A 22,428-nucleotide genomic window follows, 5' to 3' on the forward strand; every position below is an offset into this window, starting at 1 on the left:
GATGAGCAATTCAAGCCCCTGCGGCGATTGAGCAGCGGGGTACGGGGCGGAGCCCCGATCTTTTCAGGGCGTCGGGGCGGGCGAGAGGAATGCCGCTACCACCCCGCCGTCCACCAAAAGGTCCGTGCCGGTGATGAAGGAGGAGGCCGGGGAGAGCAGGAACGACGTCGCCTCCGCGATGTCGTTCGGGGTGCCGGCGCGACCCGTGCCCGAGCCCTCGATCAGCGCCCGCATGCGGGCCCCGGACTCGCCGGCCAGCTCGGCGCGGCCCATCCGCGTCGAGATGACCCCGGGGCTGACCGAGTTGACCCGGGCCCCACGCGCGCCCCACGCCAGCGAAGCGGCCCGCACACGCAGGTGGTTGGCGCGCTTGGCGAGGGCATACGCGGCGCCGGGGTCCGACAGGGCGTCAGGCCGCAGGAACGGCAGGCCGAGGAGCTCGTCGGTAGGAGTGGAGCGCAGCGCCGCCTCGACCTCGGGCGGCAACGGCGCCATGTGCCCGGCCATGGACGCGATCACCACGCCCGCACCGCCCGCCGCGACCACCTCGCCGAACTCCTCCAGGACGAGGGCCACGCCCAGCAGGTCCACGGCGAGCACCGCCGCCGTCGGCGCCTGCACCGGGGACAGGCCCGCGGTGTGCGCGACCTGCGTGACAGGGCCGAGCCCCGCGCACTGCCCGGCAAGCGCCGCGACCGACGCCCGGTCGGAGACATCGACCCGCACCGGGGTGACCTCATAACCGTCGGCCGTCAGCTCGTCGGCCGCCGCGGCCAGCAGTTCCCCGTCGAAGTCGGCCACGACAAGCCGGGCCCCGGCGCCCTGACGTCGGGCGATCTCCCTCCCCATGCCGCCGACACCGATGACGACCACCACAGGCTTGGACATGAACTTCCTCCTCGTTGACCGGATATTGCACTGCATTACGCTGCCAACGTGACGAACCCCTCCGAGCCCGACCGGGCCCGCCCGGCCAACCAAGGCCGGCGGGTCGCCGCCCGCAATCGCGCCGCCCTCATCACCGCCGCCCGTGAGGTCTTCGCCGAGCAGGGGCTGAACGCACCGCTGTCGACGGTCGCGCGCCGGGCCGGGGTGGGGCAGGGCAGTCTGTACCGGCACTTCGCCGACCGGGTGGCTCTCGCCTCGGCGGTGCTCGACGAAAACGTACGGCAGATCGAGACGGCCGCCGCCGAGCCGGACGCCACCCTCGAGTCCGTGCTCGGCGTCGTCACGTGGCACATCACCCGCTCCACCGCCTTCGTCGATCTGCTGCGCGTACGCGGGGGCGACGAGCAGGGCCGGGAGCTGTCGGCGCGGGTGCGCGGTGTGCTCGGCGGGTGGGCGTCCGCCGGGCGCGGTCTCTCCGCCGACGAGCTGATGCTCGCCATCGCGATGGTCTCCGGCGCCGTCGCGGGCCCCACCCTCGCCGAGCGCGAGCGCCTGGCGTTCGCGGCCTGGGGGCTGCTCGGCGTCGAGGTGGGGCCGCTGCGGTCCGTCGACCTCGCGGAGAACTGAGCGTCAGGGCCTGTTCCCAGGCTCTCAGCCGCCGTTGGACAGGCGGATTCCCTTGGCCAGCGCGTCGAACTTGTAGACGTACCCGCCCTTCGGGCCGCTGACCGTCATGTAGGCCTCCTTGCCGCCCGGCTTGATCGCGACGTTCGTCGCCGACTGCAGGCCCTTGGCCTCCTTCGCGGGAACCTCCACGGTGCCGAGGCGCTCGCCGTACTTGCTGAACACCGCCATGGCGGGGCGGCCGTGCAGCGCCTGGTAGAGGTTGCCCTCGGCGTCCACGGCGATCGAGTCCGTCTGCGCGACGCCCGCGTTGACGTGGATGGCCTCGTGCTGCGTGGTCACCGCCGTCTTGTCGGCGTCGAGCAGCAGATACGAGACGGTGTCCTTGGCCAGCTCACTGATCCACAGGCCCTTCTGCTCGGGGTCGAGCATCACGCCGTTGGGGTGCGCGAGCTTGTCCGCGAGGACGGTGGTCCGCTTGCCGTCGCGGTCGATGCGCACGATGCGGCCCTCGGCCTCGCCCGTCTTCATGCCGTGCAGATCGCTGACGTAGAGATTGCCGTCGTCGTCGAACGCGATGTCGTCGGGGTTCATCGGGGAGCCGTCGACCTTGCCGGAGAAGAACGTCCGGGGGTCCGAGCCGTCCTGCGCGATGCTGATGACGTCGCCCGTCTGGTACTCCGTCAGATAGACGCGGCCGTCGTGCGGGCTGATCTGCGCGGAGGTGTAGGCGCCCGTCTTGTCGGTGTAGACGCCCTTGTGGTCACCGGTCTTCACGTCGACGGCGATCACCTTGGGCTCGCCGACCGGCGCGGTGACGTCCACGACGTACAGATCGCCGCTCTTGGTGAGCACCGGGCCCTCCAGCAGCGTCATGCCGGTGGCCTTGTGGGGGTCGGTGACGTGGGAGACCTGGGTGGCACGGATGGTGTGGCCTTCGCCCGAAGCGGCGGGGCGCGCATCCGAGTCACCGGCCTTCTCGGTGCCGCAGCCGGTCAGGGCGAGGAGACCGACGGCGGTGAGAGCGGCGAGGGTGTGTGCTCTGGTGGGCATGTGGGGGTGCGCCTTCCTGCATTCGATGGGGGCGGCTCGGTTACTTGGAGCCCCTGCGGCGATTGAGCAGCGGGGTCCGGGGCAGAACCCCGCGACCTCGACCACGGTCGACGTGATCAGGCCACGGACCACCCCCCGTCCGACGGCAGCACCACCCCGTTGAGGTTCACCGCATCCTCGCTGAGCAGGAACGTGATGGACGCCGCCAACTCCTCCGCCATCGCCAGCCCGGGAATCGCCACCCGCATCTTCGCGGCGCGGGCCGAACCATAGGGCGCGCCCGCCGGGACCTGGATCCCCGTGGCGACGGCGCCCGGAGCGACGGCGTTGACCTGCACGCCCGTGCCCGAGTACTGATACGCGGAGGACTTCGTCAGGCCCACGAGCGCATGCTTCGACGTCGTGTACGCGGCGCCGGCCGCCGAGCCGCGCAGCGCCGCCTCGGACACGATGTTCACGATCCGGCCGCGGCCCGCCGCGAGCATGCCCGGTACGACGGCACGCATCAGGAGCATCGGGCCGTCCACGTTGATGCGCATCACCCGCTCCCAGACCTTGTCGTCGACCTCGTGCACGGCGGCGTCGTTGTCCATCACGCCCGCGACGTTCGCCAGCGCGTCCACCCGGCCGCCCGCCGCGGCGAGGACGGCCTCGGCGGACGCGGGTTCGGTGATGTCCGCGGTGACAGGCACGACGGACTCGCCCAACTCGGCTGCCAGGTCGGCGAGTTTGTCGCCGGACACGTCGACGGCGACCACTCGGCCACCCTCACGCACGACACGCGAGGCGACGGCCTTGCCGATGCCGGAGGCCGCGCCGGTGACCACGACGGTCTGCCCGGCGAAGCGGCCGGAGGTGATCTGCTCGGTCCACGGCTCGGGCGTCCCGATCTCGATGCCCAGGTCCTGCGCGGGGGCGGCGGCCGCGGCCGGGGGAGCGGTGGGCAGGCCCTCGGGGATCTCACCGGTCTCGGCGGCGGTGACCAGCACGCCGACGAGCTCCGCCGGGAACTTGCCGCCGGACATCTGCACGAGCTGTTCCAGCGGCAGGGCGAGCGCGGGGGCCAGGGCCTCCTCGCTCTGCCCCTGGGAGGCCAGCATGCCGCGCAGGATCTGCCCGGCGGCCGGGTCGGCGAGCCAGTCGCGCAGCGGGGAGGCGGGGGTGAGGTTCGACATCGCGGGCCTTTCGCATCGTGGTGCCGGGGCAGGGCGGGTCCGCTCGCCGCGCGGCGGTCCGCACCGGACCCCTACCGGACAGTGTTGTCCGGTTGTTGGGTTACGGTACCCGTGACGGTGCGGAAGTCCCAGCGAGGGCACCCCCTCCGCCGCATCTCCCCCCACGAGAGGAAGCCGCCGCATGACCCTGCCGCAGTGCGACACGCCCCCCACCCCGCAGGAGGCGGCGGAGCTGCGCGAGCGCTACCGCGCCGAACGCGAGCGCCGCGTCCGCCCCGAAGGCACGGCCCAATACCGCTCCACCACCGCCGAGTTCGGCTACTTCGCCGCCGACCCGTACGCGGGAGAGGTCCCTGAGCGCGAGCCGCTGCGCGACGAGGTCGACGTCGCGGTCGTCGGCGGCGGGTTCGGCGGAATCCTGGCCGGCGCGCGGATGCGACAGCAGGGCCTGGAGAAGGTACGGGTGATCGAGCAGGGCGGCGACTTCGGCGGCACCTGGTACTGGAACCGCTACCCCGGCATCCACTGCGACATCGAGTCGCACGTCTACCTGCCGATGCTGGACGAGACCGGCTACGTACCCGAGTGGAAGTACGCGCCGGGCGACGAGATCCGACGGCACGCGGTACGCATCGCCGAACGCTTCGACCTCTACGAAGACGCCCTCTTCTCCACCGCCGTCACCGCCCTGACCTGGGACGGCGGCGCACACCAGTGGGTGGTCACGACGGACAGGGGCGACGAGTTCCGCGCCACGTACGTGGTCACCGCCACCGGCACCCTCTCCGAGCCCAAGCTGCCCGGTATCCCCGGCATCGAGGACTTCGAGGGACACACCTTCCACACCTCGCGCTGGGACTACGGCTACACGGGCGGCGGCCCCGACGGCGGCATGACGGGCCTCGCCGACAAGCGGGTCGGCGTCGTGGGCACGGGAGCCACCGGCGTCCAGGCCATCCCGAAGCTGGCCGAGGACGCCCGCAAGCTGTACGTCTTCCAGCGCACGCCCTCCGCCGTCGACGTGCGCGGGCAGCGCCGGATGACCCCGCGGGACGTCGACGCCGACCGGCCCGGCTGGGCGGAGGAGCGCCGCGAGAACTTCCTGCGGATCGTGTCCGGCGAGGACGCGGAGCGGGACCTGGTCGCGGACCGCTGGACCGAGTCGGCGGCCCTGCTCGAGAAGCTGCTGCCGAGCTTCCGCCGGGACGGCGAACCGGACTTCGAGGCCGCGTACGAGGCCGCCGACCACGCCACGATGAACCAGATCCGCGACCGTGTCGCCGCCGAGGTCACCGACCCGGCCACCGCCGAGGCCCTCAAGCCCTGGTACCGCTACGCCTGCAAGCGGCCCACGTTCTCCGACCTGTACCTGCCCGCCTTCAACCGCGAGAACGTCACGCTGGTGGACACGGCGGACACGCACGGCATCGAGCGCATGACGGAGCGCGGCGTCGTCGTCGGCGGCGTCGAGTACGAGATCGACTGCCTGGTCTTCGCCACCGGATTCTCGGTCGGCGTCTCCGGAGTCACCTCCGGAAAGCTCCCGGTGACGGGTCGTGACGGCCTCCAACTCCTGGACTCCCTCGCCCAGTTCGGCCCGCGAACGCTTCACGGGTTCACGTCCACCGGCTTCCCCAACCTGATCCAGCTGGGCCCGATGCAGAACGCTTCCAGCGTCAACTTCAGCCACATCCTGGACGAGCAGGCCGCCCACGCCGCGGCCCTCGTGGCGGCCGCCGAGAAGGCGGACGCCGTCCTGGAGCCGTCCCCCGACGCCGTCGACGCCTGGCGCGCCACCTGCGCCGAGGGCGCCCCGGACCACGAGTGGTTCCACGCCGAGTGCACCCCCGGCTACTACAACCGCGAGGGCCGGGGCCGCCCCAACGGCCCGAACTCCTACCCGCACGGCGCGGTCGCCTTCCACGAACTGCTGCGGCGGTGGCGGGAGGAGAGCGTCGCGGAGGTGCTGCGCAAGAAGGGGTGACGGCCCCGAAGGGCGGCCCGCCCCGACCCGGCCCCTATGGCTCCAGATCGGCGCGGAACGAGTGGTGGTCCGAGTACTCGCTGGGGTGCACCGCATGGCTTCGGGCGGTGAAGCCGCGCAGGAAGATGTAGTCGAACTTGCTGTACCAGTCCGTGGTCGTCCCGCAGTCGGGGGCGGCCGCGGGGTGGCACCGGGGGTCCGCGTCCTTGGCCAGTGACCACATCGGATCGAGCTCGGGAGCGTCCGGCACGGCGTTGAAGTCGCCCAGCGCGATGGTGCGTTCGTGCCGGGCGACCGCCTTGGCGAAGAAGGCGATCTGCTTCTCGCGGAACGACTCCTGCTGCCGCTGCGCGAGATGGGTGTTGAAGACGCGGACGGGGCGGCCGCCCACCGTGGTGGTGACGGCCAGATAGCCGCGGTCCTCGGAACCGCCGTCCGGATACTCGACGGTGACGGGGTCGGTCATCGGCGCCGCCGAGAGGATCGCCTGGCCGTAGCCGCCCGGTTGCCACGGAAGTCCTCCGCAGCGGCCCCAGTTGCGCAGCACCGAGCCGTACTCGACGTGGTAGGTCAGCCCGTAGAAGGTCCTCAGGTAGGCGCGGATCTCCTCCACGTCCCGCACGCACGCCTCTTGCAGGCCGACGACCTGCGGCGCGTACGTCGCGATGTCCGCCGCCCTGCCGAGGTTCTGCCCGCTGCCGCAGGGATTGCAGATGTTCCACGTCATGACGCGGTCCGCCGCGATCTCCTGCGCGGCGTCCAGCGGCAGCGGGATCGGCTCCGTGACCAGCGCGCCGCTGGGCGTGCTCGGGCCGATGAGCACCGCGCAGACGGCCGCCACGGCCACCGCGCACCACCGCCTGCCCCGTCCGGCCACCCGAGCCCCCGCCTCCTGGTCTCCGCGCCTCTTCGTCGTGGTTGGTGATCCTCCCACGACTGCCCTGCCACTACGGCCCTGGCACTACCGCACGGCCGTGGTCTCCAACAGTTCGCGCGCCATCTCCTGTGCGGGCAACTGGGTCTGCTCGGCGATGCGGTGGAACGTCTCCTGGGCGGAGCGGGCCGGCCAGTCGGGCGGGAGGTGCCCGGCGGGGAGCCGGGGGTCGGTGCGGATGGTGTCGAGCCACTCGCTGACCAGTCTCAGCCGGGTGCCGAGAGGGTCGGCCTCGACCGGGGCCGCGGTCCACCGGCCGTCGAAGGCGCGGTAGCGGGCCGCGATGCTCTCCAGGTCCCAGGTGTCCCGGACCATCTGCCCGATGTCCGTGGCCACCCCCGCGGCCCCGTGGAAGATCTTCACGTGTTCGGCGAGCCCCAGCTCCGTGACCTCGGTGGACACGTCGACCTGACCCGGCGCGATCCACAACCCGCTGTAGAGCGCCCCGAATCCGGACCAGGCGAGGCGGGAGCGCAGCTCGTGGCGCTGGCGCTTCCAGGAGTCGGGCAGCGAGAACGCGAGCAGGGTCCAGGAGCCGTCCCACTCGTCGTTGACCGCGCCCTGCTTCCAGATGCGCGTGCCGCCGTCCACCAGCACGCGCTCGGCCTGCGCCGTCAGACCGAAGTGCATGCGCCGGCCCTCGCGCCTGCGCCGCAGCAGGCCCCGGTTGACCATCCGGGTCAGCGTGGACCGCACGGCCTGCTCGCCGACGCCGACCCGGCCGAGCACCTCGATGATGCTGCCCGAGTACACGTACAGGTCCCCCTCCTCCAGCACGTGGTTGCCGAAGAAGGCGAGCAGGAGCGACTGCGGGCGCGGCTGCGGGCCGTCCGCCGCGTCACTGGTCGGGCCGGTCACGTCGTCATTGTCGTACGCCACGCTGGAAAGCCTACGGCCGCCCACCGACAACGCGGCGGGCGGCCGTCCCGCGTCACTGATCATCGGCGGGGTGTGCGCGGTCGTACGGCCGGAGATAGGGGGTCGGCCGGTAGTCGACGTAGCGGGCGGGGTCCGACGCATTCGCCCGTGCCGCGCGGGAGTTGAGCGTGCCGGGGTCGGCGGCGGGCCACTTCCCCGTGTCGATGCGGTCCTCCAGGGTGTGCAGGGCGGCGACCTGTTCCGCGGCGCTGAACGTGCAGTGCCCCGCGTTGTCCGTGTACGCCTGCCGCAGCAGGTTCGAGGTTCCGGCGGCGGTCACGGCGCGGCGCAGCGCGCTCTCGGTCTGCACCGGGACGAGCGGGTCGCCGGTGGTGTGCACGTCGAACTGCGGCTTCTCCAGCTTGCCGGTGAACGTACTGGTGCGCCGCATCCAGGCCACGGCGTCCGGCTCGGCGCCGACACGCGGGGCGCTGTTGATCGCGGCGAGGTCGTCACGCAGGGAGAGCCCAGCCTTGCGGTACAGCTCCCGGACCTCCTTGTGCACGGAGGACCGGGCGAACAGCTCCGCGTAGTCGACACCCGTGTTCCAGGAGGTGTTGCCGCCGGAGCGGGTCTCGGACTCCTGGCGCCGGTTGAAGGCGGCCACCTTGAGCAGGCCCTTGACGGCCGTGTACTGGTTGGCCTGTTGGGCGTCCCAGTCGCTCGCGCCGGGTCGTGGCTGCTTCTCGTCGTTCCAGCCGGGGATGTTGTGCAGGGCGGCGGCGAGCGCGATCCGGGCGCGTCCCCCGGCGGACGTCTGCGCCTTGTCGACCGCGGCGACCATGGTGTCCGCCGCCGCGGTGGCCGCCTTCTGGGACGGCAGGTTCACCAGCGGCACGTCGGAGCCCGGCGCGAGGAGCGTCTTGAGGGCGAAGACGGGGTCGAGGGTGTTGTTCCAGTTGGCGACGCCGCCGTGGACGAGGCCGCACAGCGACATCGAGCCGTCGATGCGCTCCGGGTGCCGTTCGGCGATCGCCGTGGTGACCATGCCGCCGTACGACCGCCCCCAGGCGACGGTCCGGTGAGCCGCCCCGAACCGCTCATCGAAGGCGGACAGGGTGGCCAACTGGTCGTCGACCGCGCCCGGCAGCGCCCAGCCGGTCGAGGCGTAGGAGGAGCCGGCCAGCGCGTAACCCTCCCGTAGGAGAAGCGACTTGGTGGCATCGTCCGGAGCGTTCTCGGCGGGGTTGGGGGTGCCGACGTCGTTGTAGCCGTGACTGAACAACAGGACGGTTCCGTTCCACCGCGTGGGAACGTCCATCGTGTACGTCGCCCCTGAGGGCAGCCGCCCGTCCACATGTGTGGTGTCGTTCGCCGATGTCGCGAACGCCGGGGCGGGCAGCGCGGTGGCGGTGAGCACGACGGCCGCGGCGCAGGCGGTACGCAGACGGGAGCGGGGGGTCGTCATACGGCGGACTCCTTGGTGGCGGTGGCGGAAGGTCGTTCGGCGGCATGGGTGAGAGCGCCCTTGCCGGTCTCGCGCACGAAGCAGACGGTCACCGCGGTGATCAGGGAACCGCCGCAGATCAGCAGGGCGATGGGAGTGCCGCTGCCGCTCCCCGCGACCAGGCTCCCGGCGATCACTGGGGAGAAGCCGGCGCCGATCAGCGTGGCTCCCTGGTAGCCGAGCGAGGCACCCGTGTAGCGCACGCGCGTGCCGAACATCTCGCTGAACAGGGCGCCCAGCGGGCCGTACATGATCGACTGGGCGAGCCCGTGACCGAGCACCACGGCGAGGATCAGCAGCCCCGGCGACTCGGAGTCGACCAGTGCCAGTACGGGGAAGGCGAGCGCCGCGGAGAGCAGGGCGCCGGCGAGGACCACCGGGCGGCGGCCGATGCGGTCGGACAGGATCGAGGCGCACGGCAGCACGACGAGCGCGACCGACGAGGAGACCGTGAGCGCGGTCAGGGCCTGCGGCCGGGCGTAGCCGATGTCGGTCGCGTACGAGATGAGGTAACTGGTCAGCAGGGACTGCGCGGTGAAGGCGCCGATGCCGACGCAGCAGGCGAGCAGGACGGGGCGCGGGCGGCGCAGCACGTCGACGATGGGCAGCCGCGCGGTGGCGCGTTCCTCCTTCACCTCGGCGAACAACGGGCTCTCGACGACCTTCAGTCGTACGAAGAGGCCGACCCCGAGCAGCACCACGCTCAGCAGGAACGGCACCCGCCAACCCCACGACAGGAACTCGTCCCTGGGCAGCGTCACCACGAGCCCGACGACGGCCGCGGAGATCAACGACCCGAGCGGCGCCCCCAACTGCGTGAAACTGGACCACAGTCCGCGCCGCCGCGCCCCCGCGTGCTCGACCACCATCAGGGTCGCGCCGCCCCACTCACCGCCGATGGCGATGCCCTGCACCACGCGCAAGGTGATCAGCAGCAGCGGCGCCCAGACGCCGATGGTGTCGTACGTGGGCAGCAGCCCGATGACGAAACTGGCGCCGCCCATCAGCCCCATCGTGAGCAGCAGCATCGACTTCCGGCCGAGCCGGTCCCCGAAGTGCCCGAACACGATCCCGCCGAGCGGGCGGGCCAGGTACCCGGCGGCGAACGTGCCGAACGCGGCGATGGTGCCGACGGCCGGGTCGGCGCCGGGGAAGAACAGTTCGCCGAAGGCGACCGCGGCGACGGTCCCGTAGACGAGGAAGTCATAGAACTCGACGGCGGTCCCGAGCAGACCGGACAGGGCAACTCGCCGCAGTTGTTTGGAGCGTTGGGACATCGCGGACTCCCTTGGGCAGGGGAAGGGTGCCCGCGAATGTATGCGCGTTGGTAACTGCGGTCAATAAAGTGCACAACATCAGTCGGTGGGTCGACACGGGTCGGGCTACCGTCTCGCGCATGACCTCGACGCCTTCTCCGCCCAGTGCCGGCGCCTTCACCACCGACCGGCTGGCCGTGCTGCCGCTGCGCGTCGAGCACGCCGAGGAGATGGCGGAGGTGCTCGACGACCCGGCCCTGCATGCCTTCATCGGCGGTACGCCGGACACGGTCGATGAGCTGCGGGCGCGCTACCGGCGGATGCTCGCGGGATCGCCCGACCCGGCCGTCGGCTGGCTCAACTGGGTGGTCCAACTCCGGGACGAGGAGCGCCTGGTGGGCACGGTGCAGGCGACCGTCGGCGGCGGGGTCGCGCAGATCGCGTGGGTCGTGGGCGCCCGGTGGCAGGGGCGCGGTATCGCCACCGAGGCCGCGCGGGGGCTCGTCGGGTGGCTCGGGGAGCGGGGTGTCGGGGCGTTCGTCGCCCACATCCACCCCGAGCACCACGCGTCCGCCGCCGTCGCCACCGCCTGCGGGCTGAAGCCCACGGACGAGTGGCAGGACGGCGAAGTGACGTGGCGGCTCACTGGTTGATGGTGCTCAGGGGCTGACGGCGGTGCTCAGCGGAAGGCCGGCAGGCCGGTGAGGGTCTTGCCGATGACCAGTGAGTGGACCTCGCTCGTGCCCTCGTAGGTGAGCACCGACTCAAGGTTGTTGGCATGCCGCATGACCGGGTATTCGAGGGTGATGCCGTTGGCGCCGAGGATGGTGCGGCACTCGCGGGCGATCTGGATCGCCTCGCGCACGTTGTTGAGCTTGCCGACGCTGATCTGCTCCGGCGTGCCTCGGCCCTCGTCCTTGAGCCGGCCGAGCCGCAGCGCGAGCAGCATGCCCTTGTCGAGTTCGAGGGCCATGTCGGCGAGCTTCTGCTGCGTCAGCTGGTACGAGGCCAGGGGGCGCTCGAAGACCGTGCGGTCACCGGCGTAGGAGATCGCGGCCTCCAGGCAGTCGCGGGCGGCGCCGAGCGCGCCGAACACGATGCCGAAGCGGGCCTCGTTCAGGCAGCCGAGCGGGCCTGACAGGCCGCGCGCGTTGGGCAGCATGGCGTCGGCGGGCAGGCGTACGTCCTCCAGGACCAGCTCGCTGGTGACGCTGGCGCGCAGGGACAGCTTGCGCTTGATCTCCGGCGCCGAGAAGCCGGGCGTGCCCGCCGGGACGAGGAAGCCGCGCACGCCCTCCTCGGTGCGGGCCCAGACGACGGCGATGTCCGCCACCGAACCGTTCGTGATCCACATCTTGGCGCCGTTGAGGACCCAGTCCTTGCCGTCGCGCTTGGCGTTCGTACGCATCGATCCGGGGTCGGAGCCGGCGTCGGGCTCGGTGAGGCCGAAGCAGCCGATCTTCTCGCCGGCCGCCATGCCCGGCAGCCACTGCTGCTTCTGCTCCTCGGAGCCGTACTTCCAGATCGCATACATGGCGAGCGAACCCTGCACGGAGACGAGGCTGCGCAGCCCCGAGTCCACCGCCTCAAGCTCCATGCAGGCCAGGCCGTACGAGACGGCGCTGGTGCCCGCGCAGCCGTACCCCTCCAGGTGCATGCCGAGGACGCCGAGGCCGCCCAGTTCGCGGGCGAGCTCGCGGGCCGGGATGGCGCCGTCCTCGAACCACTCGGCCACCTTCGGGCGCAGCTCGCGCTCGCCCATGGTGCGCACGGTGTCGCGGATGGCGCGCTCCTCGTCGCTCAACATGCCGTCGATGTCGACGAGTTCGAAGGGGTGGAGGGGGGTTGAGGACGACGGCATCGCGGGCTCCTTGGCTGCGGCTGACTGCTTACTACTGACTGCTGACAGATGCATCGAGTGACGCTAGGGTGCGGATATCGGATTTTGGATCCAACTTCTTCGAGTCCCTCGGATCGTAGCCGCACGCCCACCGCTTGCCAAGGTTCCACAAGGAGAGCCGTATGCCGGCCACAAGGCCCGCCGCCCAGGGGGCCCTTTCGGGTCTCGTCGTCGCCGACTTCGGCCGGGTCCTCGCCGCCCCGTACCTCACGATGCTCCTCGCCGACCTCGGGGCCGAGGTCATCAAGGTCGAGCGCCCCGGTGTCGGCGACGAGACCCGCTCCTGGGTACCGCCGTTCGCCGACGGGGAGGCCACCTACTTCCTCGGGGTCAACCGCAACAAGCGCTCTGTCGCCCTCGACCTGACCGAGGAGTCCGGGCGCGAGGCCGCCCGCGCCATCGCCGCGCGCGCCGACGTCCTCGTCGAGAACTTCCGGCCCGGCACCATGGACAGACTCGGCCTCGGTTACGAGGAGTTGAGCGCGCTGAACCCCGGACTCGTGTACTGCTCCGTCACCGGGTTCGGCACCGCCGAAGGTGCCGCGCTGCCCGGCTACGACCTCCTGGTGCAGGCCATGGGCGGACTGATGAGCGTCACCGGGGAGCCGGGCGGCCAGGGCACCAAGGCCGGTGTCGCGCTCGTCGACGTCATCACGGGGATGCACGCGGGGCTCGGCGTGATGGCGGCGCTGCGCCACCGTGAACGCACCGGCGAGGGGCAGAAGGTCGAGGTCTCCCTGCTCACCTCGCTGCTCTCCGCACTCACCAACCAGGCCTCCGCGCACGTCGCCGGGGGAGTGGTGCCCCGCGCGATGGGCAACAAGCACCCGAGCATCGCCCCGTACGAGGTCCTCGACGCCAAGGACCGGCCGCTGGCGCTCGCCGTCGGCAACGACCGGCAATTCGGCGCGCTGTGCGCCGAGTTGGGGGTGCCGGCCTTGGCGGAGGACCCGCGCTTCGCGAGCAACACCGCGCGCGTGGCCCACCGGGAGGAACTCCTGGCCGAGCTCACCGAGCGGCTTCGCGAGCGCGGCGCCGACGAGTGGTTCGAGACACTGACCGCCGTCGGGGTGCCCTGCGGCCCGATCAACGACCTCGGGGAGGCCTTCGCCTTCGCGGAACGGCTCGGCCTCGCTCCCCGCGTGCACATCGACGACCCCAACCGCGAGACCCCCGCCGCGCAGGTCGCCCATCCCATCCGGCTGAGCGCGGCCCCGGCCGCGTACGTCACGGCTCCGCCCAGGCTCGGGGAGCACACCGAGCAGATCCTCGCCGAGCTGGGACTTTCCGCCACCGAGGAGGCGGGCGATGTCAGTGCGGCTCCGTAGGATGGACGCCATTCACCACGTGCTGCCGACGCCCGGCAGTGAGCGCCCGGCAGAGAGGAAGAGGAGCCGCCATGACGACGCCCGCACCGAGGCGGCGGCCCCCCACGGCGCAGCAGTTCGTCCTTGAGGAGCTGCGCCGGGCCATCACCAGCGGAGAGATCAAGCCGGGCATGCCGATCCGGCAGGACGCCCTCGCCGAGCAGCTCGGCGTGAGCCGGGTGCCGCTGCGCGAGGCGCTCAAGACGCTGGAGGGCCAGTCCCTTGTCGTGCACCACGCGCACCGCGGCTACTTCGTGGCCGAGCTGTCCCTGGCCGAGCTGCGCGAGGTGTACCGCATCCGGGAGCTCCTGGAGGCCGAGGCCGTACGCGAGGCGATGCGCGCCGGCGGCGCCGTCCTCGACGCCCTGGAGGACGCCCAGGAGGAGGTGGAGGCGCAGGCCGCCGCAGCAGACGTGGCGGCGATGGCGGCCGCCAACCGCCGCTTCCACTTCGTCCTCTTCGAGGCGTCCGGCATGCACCGCCTGGTACGCCTCATCGCGACCCTGTGGGACGCCACCGACGCCTACCGCTCCCTCTACTACGCCGACTCGATGAGCCGCGAGCACGTCCTCGTCGAACACCGTGCGGTCCTCGACGCGCTGCGCGAGGGCCGCACGGAGGACGCGGTGCGGCTGCTCGACGGGCATCGTGAGCACGCGGTGGCCGCGCTGGAGGGACTGCTCGGCGAGGCGCCCGGCGCGTAATTCGGTGGAGCGGTACGCGAGGACGACCTAGGTTGGCCGGGCCTCGACGTAAGGAACACCTCTCGTGGATCTGCCACGCATCTTCACCGTCCGCGAAAGCAGCCACCGCATCCACAACCCGTTCACCCCGGGCAAACTCGCCGCCCTGGGCCGGGCGCTGCGTCTGGCGCCCGGGACCCGCGTGCTCGACCTCGCCAGCGGATCGGGCGAGATGCTGTGCACCTGGGCCCGCGACCATCAGGTCACCGGGACCGGAGTGGACATCAGCACGGTGTTCACCGAGAAGGCCCGCGCCCGCGCCGCTGAACTCGGTGTCGCCGACCGGGTCACCTTCGTCCATGGCGACGCCTCCGGGCATGTCGCGGACGAGCCGGTCGATCTCGCCGCGTGTGTCGGGGCGACCTGGATCGGGAACGGAGTGGCCGGCACCGTGGAACTCCTCGCCAGGAGTCTGCGCCCCGGCGGCCTGATGCTCATCGGCGAGCCTTACTGGCGCCGCGAGGTGCCGGACGAGGAGACCGCCAAGGCCTGCCACGCCACGCGCAAGGACGACTTCCTGCTGCTGCCGGAGCTGATCGAGAGCTTCCACGACCTCGGGTACGACGTCGTGGAAATGGTGCTGGCCGACCAGGACAGCTGGGACCGGTACCAGGCGGCGCAGTGGCTCAACCTCCGCCGCTGGCTCGACAAGAACCCGGCGGACGAACTGGCCGCCGAGGTACGGGCAGAGCTGTCCACCGAGCCCGCCCGTTACACGCGCTACCAGCGCGAATATCTCGGCTGGGGAGTCTTCGCGCTGATGGCGCGCTGACCGGCCGATGAACGACGAGGGCCCGGGCGGTACGCCGCCCGGGCCCTCGTCCCTGTCCGCAGTCCGGTGGGTTCAGCAGACGCTGTCCGAGGGCTTCGGGTTGCCGAGGCCGAACAGCGGACGCAGGCGCAGGCCCGCCCACGTGCCGAGGATCGCGACGGCGCCCCAGATCCAGCCGTGCAGCGAACCGGAGACGATGCCCGCGAGGTACGCGCCGATGTTGCAGCCGCCCGCGAGGCGTGCCCCGATCCCCATCAGGATGCCGCCGACGACCGCGGCGACCGCCGTACGCGCCGGGATGCCGCGGTGCAGCTTCCACACGCCGCCCGCCGCGGCGGCGACCGCCGCGCCGACCATGATGCCGATGTCCGTGAGGCTCGTCTTGTCGGCGAGCACCGGGCCCGCCAACTGGGCGGAGTTGCCGGGCTGCTGCCAGAACGCCCACGTCTCGGGGGACCCGCCGAGCGCGCCCACCACCTTCGAGCCCCACAGCGAGAACGCGCTCGTCACGCCCCACGCACCACCGGACACCAGCAGCACGCCCGCGCCGAGCACCGCGAGCACCACGGCGCCCGCCGCCAGCGGCCAGGAGCCACGGACCGTACGCAGCAGCGCGCCCTTCGCCGACGGCGGGGCGCCGACCGGCGGGGGATTGCGGCGGGCCTGCACGGCGCGCGCGATGAACCAGATCGCGGCGAGCGCGACGATGGTGATCGCCCAGGAACCGGCCCAGCCGACGTGGTCCGACAGCAGGTACGGGTCGAGCGCGGGCAGATCGCCCCAGAGCCCGAACTGCCAGGCGGCGAGGGTGGAACCGACGATGAACCCGAAGAGCGTGAGCACGATCGAGCTCTGCCCCGAGCCGACGGCGAACAGCGTTCCGGACGCGCAGGCGCCACCGAGCTGCATGCCGACTGCGAAGATGAAGGAGCCCACGATGAGGCCGATGCCGATCGGCCCCGCGCTGGGCGCGGGCACCGAACCGAACAGGCCGGTGCCGGTGCCGATGATCAGGGCGAAGAGCGTCGCCGTGGTGCCGAGCAGCAGGGCGTGCGCCCGCAGCCCGGTGCCGTTGCCGACGGCGACGAGCTGGCGCCAGGCGGACGTGAACCCGAACCGCGAGTGGAACAGGGCGAACCCGAGCCCGAGGCCGAGCAGCAACAGGACGCCCGGCTTGGCGCCGTGCTGGACGAACACGTAGACGGCGAGCGCCGCGCCGATGACTCCGGCGCCGGCGAGCGGCCCCCACCGGGTGGGCGGCGCGGCCTCGGCGACCGGGGCGGGCGAGGAGGTGGGGGACGGGCTGAGCAGGGCGGCGCGCGGTGGCGCCCCGGCGGGGGGAGCGGTGGTCACGGCAGATCTCCGGCAGGTGGAGTGGGAACGCTCGAGGACGCTTCGGGACGTTCGGGGGAGTGATGGACGTCAGCGACGACAGAGCGCGTCGTCGACACTCCACGTCGTGGCCGCGAAGAGCGCGAGAGCCAGGTGCCGAGCGGGTCCGAACATGTGCGCCACTTTAGGCGCCGCCGGGAGACCGGTGGAGGGTGTCTCACATTCTGGCCGGATGGTCTCGCGTGGTGGCCCGTTGCCCACGCCACGGGGCTCCGCCCCGGACCCCGCGCCTCAAACGCCGGCGGGGCTGGATCGCCTCAAACGCCGGCGGGGCTTGAAAATCAAGCCCCGCCGGCGATTGATCTTTCAAGCCCCGCCGGCGTTTGAGGCGATCTTTCAAGCCCCTGCGGCGATTGAGCAGGCACTTCAAGCCCCGCTCTTGTGACGAGAGCCAGCGGGGTCCGGGGCGGAGCCCCGAGGGCTTGGCCCCGGGGGCCGGCACGCACGCAGCCCGCTCCCCGGCTACGCCGGATACGCGTGTGTCTGTGTCGCCTTCACCGTTGCCCATACCTCCGCCCCGGGGTGCAGCCCCAGTTCCGCCGCCGCCACCGTCGTGAGGTCCGCGGCCAGCGGGAGCTCGCCGGAGAGGGCCGCGCGGATCTGGTCCCCGTGGGTCTCCATGCCGCTCACCTCGCAGCGCCACAGGTTGCGCGCGCTGGAACCGGTGGGCCGATCCCGATGCAGCGTCACCGCGCTCGGCGGGAACGCCACGAAGACCGGCCCGGTCAGGTCTTCCGTGGTCGTGATCGCGGGACCGTCGTCCGCGATGTGGACGGTGTGTCCATCCGCGCTGCCCCGGTACAGGTTAAGGCCGACGAGCTGCGCGATGTAGTCCGTGCGCGGGCGGCGCGCGACATCCGACGGGGCGCCCTCCTGGACGACGCGGCCGTGCTCGATGACGACGAGCCGGTCGGCCAGCACCATCGCGTCCAGCGGGTCGTGGGTCACCAGGACCGCCACCGCCTCGAACTCGGCCAGGTGGCGGCGGAGTTGGGCCCGTACGTCCAGGCGGGTGCGGGCGTCGAGCGCGGCGAGCGGCTCGTCGAGGAGGAGGAGCCGAGGCCGCGTGGCGAGCGCGCGGGCGAGCGCCACGCGCTGCGCCTGTCCGCCGGACAGCCGGCGCGGCTTCGCCCCTGCGTGCTCCGCGAGCCCCATCCGGTCGAGCCAGGCCTGCGCCCGCGTACGGGACTCGGCCTTCGTGGCGCCCTGGCAGCGCGGCCCGAAGGCCACGTTGTCGAGGGCGCTCAGGTGCGGAAAGAGGAGGTAGTCCTGGAACACCACGCCCACCGGGCGCGACTCCGGCGGCGTGCCGTCGAGGGATGTGCCGTCGAGTCGGAGGTGTCCGGCGTCGAGCGGTGTCAGGCCCGCCAGCGCGCGCAGTGCGGTCGTCTTCCCGGCCCCGTTCGGGCCCAGCAGTGCGACGACGTCGCCGGGGTTCGCGGTCAGCGCGACATCGAGCCGGAAGGCGCCGCGGTCCACGACGAGCCGCGCGTCGAGGCCCGCCTCGGCCACATCCTCGTACGGCGCCTGCTTCTGAAGGTCGGTCATGACGCGGTCATCCAGCGGTCGCGCAGGCCCGCGAGCACCGTGATCGACACGGCGAGCAGCACCAGGCTGAGGGAGATCGCCGCGGCCGGGTCGCTCTGCATGGCGAGGTACACGGCGAGCGGCATGGTCTGGGTGCGGCCGGGGAAGTTGCCGGCGAAGGTGATCGTCGCGCCGAACTCGCCGAGTGCGCGCGCCCACGCGAGCACCGCACCGGCCGCGATACCGGGCGCGATCAGCGGCAGCGTCACCCGCCGGAACGCGGTGAACCGGGAGGCGCCGAGCGTCGTGGCGGCCTCCTCGTAGCGCGGGTCGGCCGCACGCAGCGTGCCCTCGACGCTGATCACGAGGAACGGCATCGCCACGAACGCCTCGGCGATCACGACACCCGTCGTGGTGAACGGCAGCGTGATCCCGAACCAGGAGTCCAGGTACTGCCCGACGACACCGTTCCTGCCGAGCGCGGTGAGCAGCGCGACGCCGCCCACCACGGGCGGCAGCACCAGCGGCAGTGTCACCAGGGCCCGTACGAGACCGCGTCCCGGGAACTCCGTGCGCGCGAGCAGCCAGGCCAGCGGCACCCCGAGCACCAGGCTCACCAGCGTCGCCAACGTGGCGCACACCAGCGACAGTTGGAGCGCCTGCCACACCTCGGGGCTGGTCAGCTGCTCGGGCAGCTGCGCCCACGGAGCCCGTACGAGCAGCGCCACCAGCGGCACCACCAGGAAGGCAAGCCCCACGAGCGCGGGGACGAGCAGCGGCAGCGGAGGGACGCGGCCACGGCGGCGCCGCGGCCCGCCCTCCACGGTGTCGTGCACTGCGGTCACGGCTTCAGGAACCCGGCATCGGTCAGCGCCTTCTGCCCGTCGGCGGACTTGACCAGCTCGATGAACGCCTTGGCCGCAGCGGCGTTCGGCGCCTTCTTCAGCGGGGCGATCGGGTAGGCGTTGATGGCGTCCTTGGACTCGGGGAACTCCACGCCCTCCACCTTGTCACCCGCCGCGTGCACATCGGTCTTGTACACGACCGCCGCGTCCGCCTCCTTCAGCTCCACCTTCGTCAGGGCGCTCTTGACGTCCTGCTCGTACGAGACCGGGGTGAGCTTGAGCTTGCTCGCGGTCAGCGCCGTCTGCGCGGCGGCGCCGCACGGCACCTCCTTTGCGCACAGCACGACCTTCTGGCCGGGCTTCGTGAGGTCCTTCAGGGACGACACCTTGTGCGGGTTGCCGGGGAGGGTGGCGATCTCCAGCTGGTTGCGGACGAAGGTGCTCGGCTCGCCCTCGGCGTCACCGGCGTCGGTCACCGTCTTCATCGTTTTGGGGCTCGCGGCCGCGAACACATCGGCGGGCGCGCCGCCGGTGATGCCCGCGGCGAGGCTGTCGCTGCCGCCGAAGTTGAAGGTGACCTTGGTGCCGGGGTGCTCCTTCTCGAACTGCGTGCCCAGCTTCTCGAAGCTCTCCTTGAGGGAGGCGGCGGCGAACACGTTCACCGTCCCGGACAACTTCTTGCTGCTGGACGAGGAGCCGGACGAGGAGCTGGACGAGGAGCCGGAGGAGTCCGTGTCGGACGATCCGCAGGCGCTCAGCGTCAGGACCGCAGCCGCCCCGATGCCGGTCACCTGCAGCATGCGGCGGGTTGTGGTCCTGTGCGCGGAACGAGTTGTCACGGTTCGGCTCCCCTGCTGTGTCCTGGAACGCTTACGGCGACCATACTGCCGCATCTGCCAGGGGTAAGTCGCCTGTGGGTTCGCATGATCCCGATGGATGGTCGAGGTGGGTGCGCATGTGCGTTCCTACGTGCGTTCCTGCGTGCGTACCGCCGGGAGTCGCTCACGCGCGGTCGATATGGACATTCGTCGACTTCACGCGGGCCGTGGCCTCCATGCCGACCTCCAGGCCCAGCTCCTCCACCGCCTCCCGCGTGAGCAGCGAGACGAGTCGGTGCGGACCGGCCTGGATCTCCACCTGGGCGGCGACGTCGCCGAGCTTCACGGCGGTGACGATGCCGGGGAAGGCGTTGCGCACCGACGTGTACGAGGGGTGGTCGTCGGCGTCGTCCCCCGCGGCCAACTCCACGGAGAACGCGGCGAGATCCTTGCCCTGGACGACGCGGTGCCCGCTCGCGTCGCGGTGTGTGACGATCCGCCCGGCGTCCGCCCACCGCCGCGCGGTGTCGGGGCTGACGCCGAGCAGCCGTGCGGCCTGGCCGATTGTGTAGGACTGCATGCGGCCAAGCTACCTTCCGGTCGCCACGCTCCGGTCGCTCAGCGCACTCGCTCGGGCCGTGGCACGACACGTACCGTCAGCGCGGCCGCGGCGAGCCACAGCACGGCGGCGAGCGCGCCGATGCGGTGCAGCCCCGCCGTGAACCGGGCCGGCGACGCCGGGTCCTGCGCCAGCGCCCCGAAGACCGCGATGCCGAGGGCGCCCGCCGCCTGCCGTGCGGTGTTGTTGACGCCGGACGACAGGCCGGGCCGGTCCTGCGGCCCGGCCTGCAGCGCGGCGGCGACCGTCGCGGCCACGAACAGCGGCAGCAGCATCGCGCCCGCCGTCAGGGCATCGTGGTGCTGGACCTGCTGCAGGTACAGCGGCATCACGAGGATCGAGACGATCCCGACGAAGTTCATGGCCGCGGCCACCGCGTTGGCGCCGACGAGGAACAGGCCGACACACATGGGGCCAGGGACGAGACCGCGGTGCCGGGTCGTCGTGGTGTGCAGGTGCGCCATGGTGACCCGTGAACGGTTCGGGGCGTGCCAAAACGTCACCGGGCGTCGCCCACGGGCCGTCGCTGCCCCGCCTACATGCTCGCGAACAGCCCCTCAAGGGGCGCCGGTACCCGCCCGGCGTCGCAGGCCGCCTCCGTCAGGAGCCGCCCGTAGCGGATCTTGCGGCCCGCCTTGGTGCCGAGGAAGCGGCGCAGACGGCGGTGCGCGGACCTGTCCTGCTGGGCGGGCTGGCGCGCGAAGGTCTGCCAGGGGTGCCACTCGCCCGCCTCGCGGACGACCTCCTCGACCCGTGCCACGCCGAGCGCGCGGATGAACTCGTCCTCCAGGTCCGCGACACACACGAACACCCCGCCGCTCCGCTCCAACGCCCGGTCGTAATACCGTCGTTCGCGCTCGTCGCACAGCCCGGTGAGCCGCAGCCCGAGCCCTGCAGGCCCGAGCAGCCGTGCGTACCGCCCCACATTCATCGCCCCGCCCATGGACACGACACATACGCCCTCGGCCGCGACATCCCGCCCGCGTCGCTCGGCGAGCGCGTCAACCGCCGCGACGTCACTCAGCCCTTCGAGGAGGACGGCGCTGTGCACGCGCAGGCGCACGGCCAACGCGCGCGCCGGGTCACCGGGGCCACCCGCTGCCCACTCGGTGACCGCCTCGTGGAACGCCTTCATGCCTGCCGTGTCCGTCGTCTCCGTCACGCGCTCAATCCTCTGCTGGAAGGGCCGGGAGCCCAACCGAGTATCACGGCGAGGAGGAAACTCCGTCGAACCGCTCGGCACCCCCAGCGCCGTCCGTGAGTCCCTGCGCCGCGCGGCCGCGTCGGCACCACCGGAGCGGGCACGCGCCCTGCTCACGGAGGCGGTACGCAAACTCGCAGCTTCCCCGGCGGCGCACAACGCTACTGGGGGCCATATAAGCCCCCGCGGCAATTCAAGCCCCTGCGGCGATTGAGCAGCGGGGTCCGGGGCGGAGCCCCGTGACGTAGGCGACGGTCAACCCGCCCCCTGCCCCGCCGGTTCCGTCAAATGCCGCCACGTCCGCACCAACTGGCTGAACTCCTTGACCTGCACAAGCACATGCTCACGCGCCGCATCCTCCGCCCGCCCCGCCGCCCCCGCGGCAATCGCGTCGGCAATCTCCCGATGCTCCGCAAGGGACCTCCGCATCCGGTCCGGCACCCGCAACTGCAGCCGCCGGTACGGCTGAAGAGCCCGCTTCAGCGCATGGGCCTGCTGCCGCAGATACTCGTTCCCGCACGAGTCGTAGACGACAGCGTGGAAGCGGGCGTTGGCGTAGTAGTAGGGATCGGCGTCGCCCGCGTGCGCATGCTGCTCGCACTCCCGCAGCGCGTCCTCGAGCTCGGCGAGCGCTTCGCGCTCGATGCGCCGCGCCGAGAGCCGCGCCGCCATCCCCTCCAGCTCCGCCATGACCTCGAAGCGCTCGGCCAGCTCGGAGACGCTCAACTCGGTGACGTACGTGCCCTGCTTCGGGCGGATCTGCACGAGCCCTGACCGCTCAAGAGCCTGCAGCGCCTCGCGCACCGGCGTGCGTGAGCAGCCGAACTCGCGCTCCAGCTCCGCCGGGTCAAGGCGTTCGCCCGGCCGGTACCGGCCGTCCACCACCGCGTTCTCCAGGGCGTCACGCACCCGCCTGGCCTCAGGCACTCGAGCCATCTCCACCTCCGATTGCCCAGATTATCCGC

At 71.9% G+C, this 22,428-nt stretch carries 22 protein-coding genes; 6 read left to right on the forward strand and 16 right to left on the reverse strand.

Annotation, left to right across the window (positions count from 1 at the left end; translation table 11 throughout):
* Positions 1-63: 63 nt before the first annotated feature.
* Positions 64-888 carry an SDR family oxidoreductase gene (locus ACIRHA_RS02960; protein WP_403839176.1) on the reverse strand — a complete coding sequence of 275 codons (825 nt, stop codon included), beginning with the start codon at positions 886-888 and terminating at the stop codon, positions 64-66.
* A 48-nt stretch (positions 889-936) separates the two neighbouring features.
* Here ACIRHA_RS02960 and ACIRHA_RS02965 point away from each other — a divergent pair, with 48 nt between their 5' ends.
* The gene (locus ACIRHA_RS02965) at positions 937-1,515 is read left to right on the forward strand and encodes a TetR family transcriptional regulator (protein WP_403839178.1); all 579 of its coding nucleotides are present in this window, start codon (positions 937-939) and stop codon (positions 1,513-1,515) included.
* A gap of 24 nt (positions 1,516-1,539) precedes the next feature.
* Here the strand turns inward: ACIRHA_RS02965 and ACIRHA_RS02970 are convergent, their stop codons facing one another.
* Together ACIRHA_RS02970 and ACIRHA_RS02975 are read right to left on the reverse strand one after the other, a co-directional pair.
* Positions 1,540-2,565 carry an SMP-30/gluconolactonase/LRE family protein gene (locus tag ACIRHA_RS02970; protein WP_403839180.1) on the reverse strand — a complete coding sequence of 342 codons (1,026 nt, stop codon included), beginning with the start codon at positions 2,563-2,565 and terminating at the stop codon, positions 1,540-1,542.
* A gap of 116 nt (positions 2,566-2,681) precedes the next feature.
* Positions 2,682-3,740 (reverse strand): SDR family NAD(P)-dependent oxidoreductase, encoded by a 1,059-nt coding sequence (locus tag ACIRHA_RS02975; protein WP_403839182.1) that lies wholly within the window; start codon positions 3,738-3,740, stop codon positions 2,682-2,684.
* 181 nt (positions 3,741-3,921) lie between these two features.
* Between ACIRHA_RS02975 and ACIRHA_RS02980 the strand changes: the two genes are divergently transcribed.
* Positions 3,922-5,724: a flavin-containing monooxygenase gene (locus tag ACIRHA_RS02980; protein WP_403839184.1), complete on the forward strand. Its 1,803-nt coding sequence runs from the start codon at positions 3,922-3,924 to the stop codon at positions 5,722-5,724.
* A 34-nt stretch (positions 5,725-5,758) separates the two neighbouring features.
* Here the strand turns inward: ACIRHA_RS02980 and ACIRHA_RS02985 are convergent, their stop codons facing one another.
* From ACIRHA_RS02985 to ACIRHA_RS03000, 4 genes are all read right to left on the reverse strand, one after another.
* Entirely contained in the window at positions 5,759-6,565 is an 807-nt protein-coding gene (locus ACIRHA_RS02985) for an endonuclease/exonuclease/phosphatase family protein (protein WP_403842064.1), read from the reverse strand.
* 120 nt (positions 6,566-6,685) lie between these two features.
* Positions 6,686-7,537, reverse strand: coding sequence for a PaaX family transcriptional regulator C-terminal domain-containing protein (locus ACIRHA_RS02990; protein WP_403839186.1), 852 nt, complete (start codon positions 7,535-7,537; stop codon positions 6,686-6,688).
* Between the two features lie 52 nt (positions 7,538-7,589).
* Positions 7,590-8,984 carry a prolyl oligopeptidase family serine peptidase gene (locus ACIRHA_RS02995; RefSeq protein WP_403839188.1) on the reverse strand — a complete coding sequence of 465 codons (1,395 nt, stop codon included), beginning with the start codon at positions 8,982-8,984 and terminating at the stop codon, positions 7,590-7,592.
* Complete coding sequence (locus tag ACIRHA_RS03000) at positions 8,981-10,300, reverse strand: MFS transporter (RefSeq protein ID WP_403839190.1); 1,320 nt, start codon at positions 10,298-10,300, stop codon at positions 8,981-8,983. Before ACIRHA_RS03000 ends, ACIRHA_RS02995 begins: the two co-directional genes overlap by 4 nt.
* A gap of 119 nt (positions 10,301-10,419) precedes the next feature.
* On the opposite strand from ACIRHA_RS03000, the gene ACIRHA_RS03005 reads away from it, so the two are divergent.
* Complete coding sequence (locus ACIRHA_RS03005; protein ID WP_403839192.1) at positions 10,420-10,932, forward strand: GNAT family N-acetyltransferase; 513 nt, start codon at positions 10,420-10,422, stop codon at positions 10,930-10,932.
* Positions 10,933-10,958: 26 nt separating this feature from the next.
* On the opposite strand, the gene ACIRHA_RS03010 is transcribed toward ACIRHA_RS03005, so the two are convergent.
* Positions 10,959-12,140, reverse strand: coding sequence for an acyl-CoA dehydrogenase family protein (locus ACIRHA_RS03010; RefSeq protein WP_403839194.1), 1,182 nt, complete (start codon positions 12,138-12,140; stop codon positions 10,959-10,961).
* Positions 12,141-12,301: 161 nt separating this feature from the next.
* On the opposite strand from ACIRHA_RS03010, the gene ACIRHA_RS03015 reads away from it, so the two are divergent.
* The 3 genes from ACIRHA_RS03015 to ACIRHA_RS03025 all read left to right on the forward strand — a co-directional run bounded on the left by ACIRHA_RS03015 (position 12,302) and on the right by ACIRHA_RS03025 (position 15,061).
* On the forward strand, positions 12,302-13,507 hold the full coding sequence (locus tag ACIRHA_RS03015; RefSeq protein WP_403839196.1) for a CaiB/BaiF CoA transferase family protein: 1,206 nt from the start codon (positions 12,302-12,304) through the stop codon (positions 13,505-13,507).
* 71 nt (positions 13,508-13,578) lie between these two features.
* A complete protein-coding gene (locus ACIRHA_RS03020) occupies positions 13,579-14,250 on the forward strand; it encodes a GntR family transcriptional regulator (protein ID WP_403839198.1) in 672 nt (223 codons plus the stop codon).
* Positions 14,251-14,314: 64 nt separating this feature from the next.
* Entirely contained in the window at positions 14,315-15,061 is a 747-nt protein-coding gene (locus tag ACIRHA_RS03025) for an SAM-dependent methyltransferase (RefSeq protein ID WP_403839200.1), read from the forward strand.
* Positions 15,062-15,133: 72 nt separating this feature from the next.
* Here the strand turns inward: ACIRHA_RS03025 and ACIRHA_RS03030 are convergent, their stop codons facing one another.
* The 8 genes from ACIRHA_RS03030 to ACIRHA_RS03065 all read right to left on the reverse strand — a co-directional run bounded on the left by ACIRHA_RS03030 (position 15,134) and on the right by ACIRHA_RS03065 (position 22,399).
* A complete protein-coding gene (locus ACIRHA_RS03030) occupies positions 15,134-16,414 on the reverse strand; it encodes a YeeE/YedE family protein (protein WP_403839202.1) in 1,281 nt (426 codons plus the stop codon).
* Between the two features lie 501 nt (positions 16,415-16,915).
* The gene (locus ACIRHA_RS03035; protein ID WP_403839204.1) at positions 16,916-18,001 is read right to left on the reverse strand and encodes an ABC transporter ATP-binding protein; all 1,086 of its coding nucleotides are present in this window, start codon (positions 17,999-18,001) and stop codon (positions 16,916-16,918) included.
* Entirely contained in the window at positions 17,998-18,825 is an 828-nt protein-coding gene (gene modB / locus ACIRHA_RS03040) for a molybdate ABC transporter permease subunit (RefSeq protein ID WP_403839206.1), read from the reverse strand. The genes ACIRHA_RS03035 and modB overlap by 4 nt, the downstream gene beginning before the upstream one ends.
* Complete coding sequence (gene modA / locus ACIRHA_RS03045) at positions 18,822-19,625, reverse strand: molybdate ABC transporter substrate-binding protein (protein WP_403842066.1); 804 nt, start codon at positions 19,623-19,625, stop codon at positions 18,822-18,824. The genes modB and modA overlap by 4 nt, the downstream gene beginning before the upstream one ends.
* A gap of 202 nt (positions 19,626-19,827) precedes the next feature.
* Positions 19,828-20,223 carry a molybdopterin-binding protein gene (locus ACIRHA_RS03050; RefSeq protein ID WP_267071799.1) on the reverse strand — a complete coding sequence of 132 codons (396 nt, stop codon included), beginning with the start codon at positions 20,221-20,223 and terminating at the stop codon, positions 19,828-19,830.
* A gap of 38 nt (positions 20,224-20,261) precedes the next feature.
* Positions 20,262-20,726, reverse strand: a complete 465-nt coding sequence (locus ACIRHA_RS03055) for a hypothetical protein (protein ID WP_403839208.1) — start codon at positions 20,724-20,726, stop codon at positions 20,262-20,264.
* Between the two features lie 71 nt (positions 20,727-20,797).
* Positions 20,798-21,397 (reverse strand): TOPRIM nucleotidyl transferase/hydrolase domain-containing protein, encoded by a 600-nt coding sequence (locus ACIRHA_RS03060; protein WP_403842069.1) that lies wholly within the window; start codon positions 21,395-21,397, stop codon positions 20,798-20,800.
* A 321-nt stretch (positions 21,398-21,718) separates the two neighbouring features.
* Positions 21,719-22,399 carry a GntR family transcriptional regulator gene (locus ACIRHA_RS03065; RefSeq protein WP_403839210.1) on the reverse strand — a complete coding sequence of 227 codons (681 nt, stop codon included), beginning with the start codon at positions 22,397-22,399 and terminating at the stop codon, positions 21,719-21,721.
* Between the last annotated feature and the right edge of the window lie 29 nt (positions 22,400-22,428).

This window comes from Streptomyces sp. NPDC102360 (genome assembly GCF_044766085.1).
Classification (GTDB): Bacteria; Actinomycetota; Actinomycetes; order Streptomycetales; family Streptomycetaceae; genus Streptomyces.

Excerpts from the sequence above, each read along its gene's own strand:
- ACIRHA_RS02960 (WP_403839176.1), bottom strand. The coding sequence starts at position 888 with ATGTCCAAGCCTGTGGTGGTCGTCATCGGTGTCGGCGGCATGGGGAGG.
- ACIRHA_RS03060 (WP_403842069.1), bottom strand. The coding sequence starts at position 21,397 with ATGAAGGCGTTCCACGAGGCGGTCACCGAGTGGGCAGCGGGTGGCCCC.
- ACIRHA_RS03015 (WP_403839196.1), top strand. The coding sequence starts at position 12,302 with ATGCCGGCCACAAGGCCCGCCGCCCAGGGGGCCCTTTCGGGTCTCGTC.
- ACIRHA_RS03010 (WP_403839194.1), bottom strand. The coding sequence starts at position 12,140 with ATGCCGTCGTCCTCAACCCCCCTCCACCCCTTCGAACTCGTCGACATC.
- ACIRHA_RS02970 (WP_403839180.1), bottom strand. The coding sequence starts at position 2,565 with ATGCCCACCAGAGCACACACCCTCGCCGCTCTCACCGCCGTCGGTCTC.
- ACIRHA_RS03065 (WP_403839210.1), bottom strand. The coding sequence starts at position 22,399 with ATGGCTCGAGTGCCTGAGGCCAGGCGGGTGCGTGACGCCCTGGAGAAC.
- ACIRHA_RS03000 (WP_403839190.1), bottom strand. The coding sequence starts at position 10,300 with ATGTCCCAACGCTCCAAACAACTGCGGCGAGTTGCCCTGTCCGGTCTG.
- ACIRHA_RS03050 (WP_267071799.1), bottom strand. The coding sequence starts at position 20,223 with ATGCAGTCCTACACAATCGGCCAGGCCGCACGGCTGCTCGGCGTCAGC.
- ACIRHA_RS03020 (WP_403839198.1), top strand. The coding sequence starts at position 13,579 with ATGACGACGCCCGCACCGAGGCGGCGGCCCCCCACGGCGCAGCAGTTC.
- ACIRHA_RS03035 (WP_403839204.1), bottom strand. The coding sequence starts at position 18,001 with ATGACCGACCTTCAGAAGCAGGCGCCGTACGAGGATGTGGCCGAGGCG.
- modA (WP_403842066.1), bottom strand. The coding sequence starts at position 19,625 with ATGCTGCAGGTGACCGGCATCGGGGCGGCTGCGGTCCTGACGCTGAGC.
- ACIRHA_RS03055 (WP_403839208.1), bottom strand. The coding sequence starts at position 20,726 with ATGGCGCACCTGCACACCACGACGACCCGGCACCGCGGTCTCGTCCCT.
- ACIRHA_RS02995 (WP_403839188.1), bottom strand. The coding sequence starts at position 8,984 with ATGACGACCCCCCGCTCCCGTCTGCGTACCGCCTGCGCCGCGGCCGTC.
- ACIRHA_RS02975 (WP_403839182.1), bottom strand. The coding sequence starts at position 3,740 with ATGTCGAACCTCACCCCCGCCTCCCCGCTGCGCGACTGGCTCGCCGAC.
- ACIRHA_RS02980 (WP_403839184.1), top strand. The coding sequence starts at position 3,922 with ATGACCCTGCCGCAGTGCGACACGCCCCCCACCCCGCAGGAGGCGGCG.
- ACIRHA_RS03005 (WP_403839192.1), top strand. The coding sequence starts at position 10,420 with ATGACCTCGACGCCTTCTCCGCCCAGTGCCGGCGCCTTCACCACCGAC.